The following is a 2,718-nucleotide window of genomic DNA, read 5'->3' as shown; positions in this document are numbered from 1 at the left end:
TTTTTACAATACATTTGTACTATCCGTGGGTAGCGATCGCACTCCTGCAAGTGCCTTAACAAAAGTTCATACAGTGTCGATTACTTTTGTCCGACTACTTAACGACTTCTTCAGCAGCTAATTGAGCTTGTTGTTGTACTGTATCAACAGATTGTTTAGTACCAGCGATCTCTTCTTTCGTTTGTTGCTGTCCTTCTTGTCCTAATGTGGCAGCAGCAGAAGCTCTGGTAATTTGGCGATCGACTTCGTTGGTTGTGCGATCGATTGGATTAACAGCTACATCAGAATTAGCTAAAGTTTCCTCTACACCTTGACGGGTAGCGATCGGATCTGGAAAACCTAACGCTCCAGATGCTTCATTAATGGCTGATTCCAGGTCTTTATTAATAGTTTCTTCCAGAGGTTTGATTTTGTCTGTGATGACTTGGCTGATGTATTGTTCGGCTTGATTAATGTAACGCTGAACTTGCCCTACTAAGTCGGACAAAGGATTATTTTTGAGGAAGTCTAGGGAGACAGCAGCAGCAGGAGATGATGATATTCCCCATAACAAACTACTGGCTACAATTGCGGTCACTATCTGTTTCTTGGACTGCATAAAATTCTCCTTGATTTAACTAAGTGGCTTTCACGCCAGCGACAAGTTTTTTGGCATATTCTGTAAGCGCAATCAACTTGTCTGAGTGTTGAGCCATAACTTTTGTGCGTGCCGCTTGTTCTTCAGGATTATTAGCTACAACGCCTAACAAATGGGGCGATGGATAATAGCGGCAGTATGTATAAATTCCACTATCATCTAATAGCCATTGAGAGTACATCCCAGCTTTTTTGGGAAAGAAACTTTCTGTAGAGTTGCGACTAATAATTTCAGGTGGATATTTAAGGATTTGTACGAAGCTGTCAACGGCTGTTGGTTGAATTCGACCGATCAAACGGGTAGTGAGGTTTTGAAAAATTTTGGCTCCACTGGGAGATTTAGCAATTGTGTCTGGGTCTTGAGCAGATAAAATGACTCGAATTCCAGCTTTGGCTCCGTTCGCACAAAGCCTGCCTACCAGAGCGGCAATGCTATCGTATTCAAATAAAATCGGGCTTTCATCGATGAAGAATATGGAGGCAGGAGCCGCCAAAGCTCTCCTTAAAGCAGCTGAATAAGCTGATAGGGAAAGGATAGCTGCATCTTCATCGTTGGAAAGATTTCGCAGAGCAAAAACTAATAATCTGGCATCGCTGCGAAAAGTTGAAGGGAAAGAAATCGCTTTACCGACTCGCGATGCCATCCAAAATCGCAATCGCAATTTAATTAATGGCAGTGCGGTTTGAATATCTCCGACGATCGTATCTAGTTGCAATCGCTCCGAGGAGCAATAATTTAAGAAATCGGATAACGTTGGCGTAGCTTGCCATTCGGGAGAACCAAAGCCGTTGATAAATGCTTTGGCATAGCGATCGCGAATTTGCCAATCGCCAAAAAACTCTTCCAAAGCCAGTGCCAAAATTGAGCGAATGGTGTCCGATAAAGCTTGCTCTCTAGCACCTTCACCACGCTTGGTTCCTACAACCATTGCCATGAGAGCGGAAGTGAGAAACTCTTTATAGTCTTCAAATCGTTCTTGCTGAAGTTTCGGTTCGAGGGTGCTGAGGTCTGGTAACTCGAATAAATTAGAGCTTTCCTTACCAATGTCGAAATAGGCACCATCTGACCCCATGAAATAGGTGTAATCGGTAAAAGTGCTAGTCCCATCTGGTTTAGGGTAATCGAGAGCGACAACGGGCATCCCCTGAGCTAGGGCTTGGGTCAGAATTCCTGCTGCCGTGACAGACTTACCGCTGCGAGTCGTACCAAATAGCCCTAGATTTTTGTGTTGCGTGAATAAATTGAGGAATACTGGCGTACCTCCTTCCTCTGCAATCAACTCAAAGCCACAATTGTCACCAGAACGGGTGCGAACTAGAGCCATAAAACCAGGAGCTTCGCTGCTCAGGTAAGGCAGGCGGCGGTTAAAAGGAGCGGTTAGTAGCCTGTCCCAGCAGATGGGTAGTGTTTGCAGCCATAGTTTCCAAGGGTATTCGGTTTCCCGTAGCACCCAAGCTGGACGCAGAAACAGCGACTGAATGTGGCGGCAGTCGTCATCCAGCTTGCTGCGGCTGTCGCGGTAGACTAGGAAAGCGACGGCGGTGTGGATAGTGACAGCACCTCGATATAGTTCGGCTTGGGCTGCGATCGCATCTTCTACTTTCAGTAAGGAACCAACATCAACCGAGTTCTGTTCTTTCGCCAGCTGTGCCGATACGGTTGATTGCTTGGTGATCCGCTGCATATTCGTCTTCACCAAAGTGTCATTAGCCCGCATCATCTGGCAGAAAATCTCAGTATCGTAGATGTCCTCCCGGCGCATCACGTTGTCCCAAAAGTATCTCAACTGTTGTTCTTTGCTGACCCAACCTCCTGGCTTATCAACAAAAGTCAGCACTCCAATGTATTTACCGTTAACGTTTACCCACCGTCGGTCTGCAACAGGTACGCTAGAATGCGATTCCATTAATAAAGTGACCGGCTGAATTTCCGAATAAACGTCTTCTCGCAACCCATCTTCATCTAGCACCAACAACTGGGGTACTGGAATTGTTGGTGTATTGTTAAACCTCTGCCACAAATGCGCCCATAATTCAACAGCAGTTAATGGGCGAATATCTAACCCCATTTTGTTAGCCAGC

At 45.6% G+C, this 2,718-nt stretch carries 2 protein-coding genes; both read right to left on the bottom strand.

The features are described from left to right. Positions 1-94: 94 nt before the first annotated feature. Entirely contained in the window at positions 95-598 is a 504-nt protein-coding gene (locus H6S82_RS27935) for a hypothetical protein (RefSeq protein WP_190474671.1), read from the bottom strand. 19 nt (positions 599-617) lie between these two features. After that, a partial coding sequence (locus H6S82_RS27930) for a hypothetical protein (protein ID WP_191057086.1) occupies positions 618-2,718 on the bottom strand: 2,101 nt, incomplete at its 5' end.

The sequence above is a fragment of the Planktothrix sp. FACHB-1355 genome (genome assembly GCF_014748295.1).
In the GTDB taxonomy this organism is placed as follows: Bacteria; Cyanobacteriota; Cyanobacteriia; order Cyanobacteriales; family Aerosakkonemataceae; genus Aerosakkonema; species Aerosakkonema funiforme_A.
This window is presented reverse-complemented; position numbering and strand designations above follow the sequence as displayed.

What these genes read in the sequence shown, in the direction of transcription:
- H6S82_RS27935 (WP_190474671.1), bottom strand. Translation starts at nt 598, where the DNA reads ATGCAGTCCAAGAAACAGATAGTGACCGCAATTGTAGCCAGTAGTTTG.